The organism is Candidatus Sordicultor fermentans (assembly GCF_012728195.1).
Classification (GTDB): domain Bacteria; phylum Atribacterota; class Atribacteria; order Atribacterales; family Caldatribacteriaceae; genus Sordicultor; species Sordicultor fermentans.
The window spans coordinates 1-5,840 of record NZ_JAAYFP010000062.1 but is presented as its reverse complement, the minus strand read 5'-3'; the positions used below and the strand labels follow the sequence as shown (position 1 = coordinate 5,840).

The following is a 5,840-nucleotide window of genomic DNA, read 5'->3' as shown; positions in this document are numbered from 1 at the left end:
CTTTAGCCCATTTGACAACGAGGACAAAAATAAGTGCTGCGGGAGGCAATTTTTTTTCTCACAATTTTTTCTCCACAGCAGGGACACCGCTCTCCTTCCTTTCCATAGACTAACAATGAATTCTGGAACTCTCCTTGCTCTCCCCCTGAGCGGACGTAATTCCGAATAGTAGTTCCCTGGTGAGCAATGGCTTCTTTCAAAACTTGAGGAATGGTGATAAACAGCTTTTTCTTTTCCTCTGGTGTCAAATCGTTCGTTCTTTTCTCGGGGTGAATAGAGCTCCGAAAGAGAATTTCTGAAGCATAGATATTACCTATACCAGAAATGTAGCGCTGAGAAAGGAGAAAGTCTTTAACCCTCATTTTTCTTCCGCTCAAAACTTTTTCAAAATTTTCCTCGGTATATTCAGGAGACAAAGGGTCTATCCCCACCTGGCGTAAAAGTTCTTCTGTTTCTTCTCTGGTTAGCAATGCTACTTTTCCCAATTTCCGCTGATCGGTTAAGGAGAGAAAGCCAGAAGATAAACCTAAAAGAACCTTAAGATAGGGAAAAGGTTCTTCTCTGGAAGAGAAAAGCAATCTTCCTGTCATTCCCAGATGAAAAAATATAGAGCTCTCATCTTCCAGAACTAAAAACAAATTTTTCCCTTTCCGCTCTAACTTGTTTATTTTTTTCCCTAAAATCATATCAGAGGGAAGATAAAATTGAGAATCCTCCACCCGGACAAAGAGAATGCGGCTTTCCTCAATTTTTTCTTTCAATTCTCTCCTTATTACTTCCACCTCAGGAAGTTCAGGCATCTTATCCTCCTCCTTTCATAATTCTCCCTATCTGACACAGAGCTTCCTCGAGATTAGTTTCCTGGATGGGCAGGCGGAGTCTCCAGTTGGGATATTCATCAACAGTTCCTGGAAGATTAATCATTCTCTTCTCTCCTAAAACATCGTTTAACCCCACCACTTTGATCAAGGAAGGAGTGAGAGCCAAAAAGCGCAGCAATGCCTCCCACAGGCTCCCTCCTTCTTCCCATAATCCCCACTGGGAAAGCTTTTGAAGCACTTTTTTGCAAAATTCTTCCCTTTCTCCCAGATACACCCGGACTTCCTCTTCTCCATACATCCCTACTTTTTCCCGGAGCAAAATATCCTCACCTTCCCAGAAGGAAACCAGAGGAGGAAGATCATGGGTGTTAAAAGTGGCAAGAGAAAGAGGGGGGTATTGCGAAGGAGAAAGAGGGAAACCCTCTGCGTCTTTTTCAAAATAAAACACCCGGGTAGAAAGCACCTGAAACTTGTGCATACTCTCTTTTAAAAGAGGGTCAACAGTTCCCAGGTCTTCTCCAATTACTGTTACTTCATTCCGCATACTTTCTAAAGCTAAAATCCCCAGTAAATCAGGAAGAAAATTCTCGACGTACGCTCCTTCCCGAGCCTCGCTCCCTTCGGGAATCCAGTAAAGACGCTGCCACCCCAGGATATGGTCTACCCGGAGATAGCGAGCAAATTGCATATTTTTACGAATGAGGGCAATAAAATGCCGATAGCCGTTTTTTCTCTCTTTTTCGGGAAAGAGAGGAGGAAATCCCCAGTTTTGCCCTGCCGGAGCAAAATCATCAGGCGGAGCTCCCAGGGAAGCTTGAAAAGCAAAACAATCTTCTTCTAAGAAACACTCACTCCCTCCCGCCGAGGCTCCCACTGGTAAATCGAACCCCAAAAAAGAACCGGAAGAGAGAAATTTTTCCATCAACCATTGAAGATAAGCATGATATAGCACCTCTTCCCGGTGAGCCTGAATATAATCTTCTACGGCCTTTTTTTCTTTATATCGGTAGGGAGAGGGCCAATTTCTCCAATTTAAACCATGAACTTCAGCAAAGGCATAAAAGAAAGAAGCCCATTTTATTCTCTCTTCCTGAAAAAAAGATTCCAACTCTAAAAAGCGGGGATCTTCATTTCTTCTTTCCCAAAACAGGCCGAAAGTCTGGCGCAGGAATTTTTGCTTTAGCGACCACACTCCGTCATAATCTATCTCTTTTTCTGGGGAGAAAGAGGAAAAAAGAGGAGAAAGCTCATCTAAATATTTCTTACTTTCTTCATATCCCAGAAAAGACGCTACCTCCTCAAGAGGAAGATAAATGGGGTTCCAGAGCAATCGGTCCAAAGGTAGATAAGGGCTAATACCGTGGGGAGAGCGATTTTCAGTAAGATGGAGAGGCAAGACTCCCAGAAATTCTCCCCCTGCCTTTTTTAACTTATCCTCTACAAGCAGTAAATCTCTCCAGTCTCCAATACCCTGGCTTTTTAGAGTAGCAAGGGAAAAAACCGGAACCTGAATGCCCCATATTTTATGAGAAGGGAGAAAACAACTACCGGGAGAAAAAACTAAAAAAACAGGATGTACCACTTCTTTTTCTCCCGGAAGAAAAGTGAGCTCATAGTATCCCCATTCCATAGAAGGAGGAAAATCCCACTCTAAAAAGGAATGCTCCTCTATGTTAAACTCTTCTCTCCATTCTTCACCTTTTTCTCCTTTTACCATCAAAACCACTTTCTGAGGAGAAAGAGGGCCAAAGCAAAGTTTTCTTTCACTGGTTACCACAACAGGAGGAAAGGGGTTATTTTTTTCTTCTTCTTTTTCTCTTATTTTCTCTTCTAACCCTGTTTCGGACAAATCCTCTATTCCCATTACTTGCAAGAGAGAAATAAGGGTAGTAAGGGAAGCTTCCACTTTTTTGCCCTTGATATCGTAGTAATATAGCTGAATTCCTGAAAGGTGAGAAAGTCTTTTTACTTTTTCTTCCCAGTTTTCCATACTCACTTCTCCTTGCAATATCATACCATGCTTTTTATTGCCCGGTCGAGAATATTTTAAAAGTAATTGATAAAAACTATCTTGTATCTCACCCGCCATCATTCGAGACCCCCGGTTGGAAATTGATTGGTGATTAGAAAAATATTCCTCTCTTCTTCTGTATTTGTAAGAAGCAGCTGGGGTAATCTCTCTTTCCCCATTTATCATCGCAAACATGTCATAGACCAGGGAACTTTCCCTTTTTTATAAGGTAACACCGGCCTCTTTGCGGCCATATTTCACAATATTCCGAAGAGGAGATACTACAAAAATCTCTGGATGTGGTAAGAGAAAAAGAAAGTAAAAGTGGCAACCCACCTTTCATTCCCCGGTGGATGAGTGATTTCTACTGATACGGAGAGTCAGGTAATGTACAGGAATCTGTAGTAGAAATGTTGACCGGATAGATTCCCAGAGAATCATATGATAAAATTACTGAGGAGGTTTTTCATATCGCTAATGTTCACTCTCAAGGGAGAGTTTTTAATCCAATAGAGCAAGTTTTTAAAAACGGGATGACCAGGAAGGTCAGTGGTAATATCGTGTTCATTTCCAGATATAAAACTGAATACCGGATTACCAGTTCAACCAGTTCCCCTTGTGGTCCTCAAGGAAACATCCAGAGTCGGTGATGGCGCTACCAGATACGATGAATGAGCATCTACTGACACAGGAGCTCGAGAAACGCGAAACACGCTATCGAACCATCCTCTCTTCAGTTCAAGATATCGTCTTCACCCTGGATAAAGCACAGCGCTGCACCGGAGTGTATGGTCAGTGGCTGGAGCGGCACCATCTTGCCCCCGAGGATTTTCTGGGAAGAAGTGTTCAGGATATTTTTGGTGAAGAAGATTCCCTAGCTCACCGAGAGGCCAGTGAAAAGGCTTTCCGGGGTGAATCGGTGGTGTATGAATGGTCAATTCTCGTGAACGGGGAGCGACGATATTTCCAGATCTCTCTTTCTCCCATCAAAAATGAAGAAGGCTCCATCGAAGAAGTAGTAGGAGTCGGTCGCGATATTACAGACCTCAAAGAGGCTGAAGAATTTTACCAGAAACTACTGGATGGTATTCCCTATCCTGCCTCCCTTATCAATCGAGAGCGGCGCATTCTGGCTCAAAACAAGGCCACAGAATCTTTTGCAGGGTCAAAAGTAGGAGATATATGCTGGCTTTCTTTCCATGGGACAGATACCCTCTCTGCATCTCAAAAGTTAGAGCTTGAAAAAAGTGGTGTCCTACCCCCCGATGCCCACTGCCTTTACTGCAGGGGAGATGAGGCTCTCGAGCGCCAGGAGGCCATAGTGGAAGAAGTGGAGCTTAAAGGAAGAATTCTGGAAACCGGATGGGTTCCTCTGGGTAGCGATATCTATCTTCATTACTCCATCGATATCACCAAGTATAAGGAAGTAGAACGAGAGCTTCGGAAAGAACGCGACTTAGCCCAGAAATACCTGGATACCGCCGATGTTATTTTCCTCATTCTTAATCCTCAGGCTGAGGTGACCTTGCTAAACCGCAAAGGGGCAGAAGTTCTGGGGTATGCTCAAGAAGAATTAGTGGGAAAGAACTGGTTTGATGTCTGCGTCCCGACTCGGGTACAGGAGGAAGTGAAAAATGCTTTTGCCCGATTGATGGCCGGAGAAAATGAAACGGTGGGACACATCGAAAACCCCGTTGTGACCCGGAGTGGAGAGGAAAGACTGATTGCCTGGCATAACGCTCTCTTGAGAGACGATGAAAATTGCATTGTGGCAGTTCTCAGTGCAGGTATCGATATCACCGAAAGTCGGAAAATGGAAGAAGAACTTCGCTATCTGAACTTCCATGATAAACTGACCGGCGTACATAGCCGAAATTTCCTGGAGAAAGAGATAGAAAGGCTGGATATTGCAACACAGCTTCCCATAAGCGTCATCATGGTAGATGTTAACGGGTTAAAACTGGTCAACGACACTTACGGACATGAGCGTGGTGATGAACTCCTGCGATGTGCGGCACAGGTTTTGAAAGCTTCCTGCCGGGAACAGGATGTTATAGCCCGCTTTGGGGGTGATGAGTTCGTTATACTTCTACCAGAAACCTCCTGGAAAGAGGCTCAAAAAGTCTGTCAGAAAATAAGAAGTAAAGCAAAAGGGGTATTTGTAGAGGAAGTGCCCCTTTCTTTAGCTCTGGGCCTTGCCACTAAGGAAAGCAGAGAAGAAAGTCTTACTGAGGTTCTCCGAAGAGCCGAAGGCGAAATGTACCGGCAGAAACTGGCCGAAACCAGAAGTTCCCGCAGCGCTATCATTAACGCCTTACTCAATACATTAGAGACTAAAAGTTATGAGACTCAACTGCACACCCAGCGTATGCAAAAAGTGGGACTGGCCATTGCTGAAAGAATCCAGCTTCCCGATACTGAAGTAAACCGATTGAAATTAGCCATCATGTTGCACGATATTGGGAAAATAACCCTTCCAGAGGAAATTTTGAAAAAAACAGGTCCTCTTCTTCCAGAGGAATGGGAACTCATAAAGAAACACTCTGAATCTGGATACCGCATAGTTCGCGCTACACCGGAATTTGCCCATGTAGCCGAAGAAATTTGGTCCCACCACGAGTGGTGGGATGGTAGTGGCTACCCCCGGGGGCTAGAGAAAGAGGAAATTCCTCTTTTAGCCCGTATTATTGCTCTTGCTGATGCGTATGAAGTGATGCGTTATGGCCGACCTTACAAAAAGGCAATGTCTCAAGAGGAAATCGTCGCCGAATTGAAGCGAAGCGCTGGCACTCAGTTTGACCCAGAACTGGTGGAGGTTCTTCTCCTTCTTATTCAACTCGAGAAAACCAACTCAGACTGTTTATAACCTTTGAACGTACTTGTAATCCAGGTTTCTCGCCCGATATAGGATACAACCTGCTTCTTCCTCCTCGTCTTTGAATCTTCTTCCTCCCCTTTCCTGGAGAGAAATCTCTTTTTTCCTTGTCTTTAAAAAAAGGGAATTAGAG

The 5,840-nt window shown here is 44.0% G+C and carries 3 protein-coding genes; 1 reads left to right on the top strand and 2 read right to left on the bottom strand.

Translation table 11 applies throughout. The features are described from left to right. Window positions 1-2 precede the first annotated feature (2 nt). Window positions 3-800, bottom strand: coding sequence for a bifunctional DNA-formamidopyrimidine glycosylase/DNA-(apurinic or apyrimidinic site) lyase (mutM, locus tag GXZ17_RS02905; protein WP_409375788.1), 798 nt, complete (start codon window positions 798-800; stop codon window positions 3-5). A 1-nt stretch (window position 801) separates the two neighbouring features. After that, window positions 802-2,913: a 4-alpha-glucanotransferase gene (gene malQ / locus GXZ17_RS02900; protein WP_409375787.1), complete on the bottom strand. Its 2,112-nt coding sequence runs from the start codon at window positions 2,911-2,913 to the stop codon at window positions 802-804. A gap of 568 nt (window positions 2,914-3,481) precedes the next feature. Here malQ and GXZ17_RS02895 point away from each other — a divergent pair. Beyond that, window positions 3,482-5,698: an HD domain-containing phosphohydrolase gene (locus GXZ17_RS02895; protein WP_409375789.1), complete on the top strand. Its 2,217-nt coding sequence runs from the start codon at window positions 3,482-3,484 to the stop codon at window positions 5,696-5,698. Window positions 5,699-5,840: the final 142 nt, after the last annotated feature.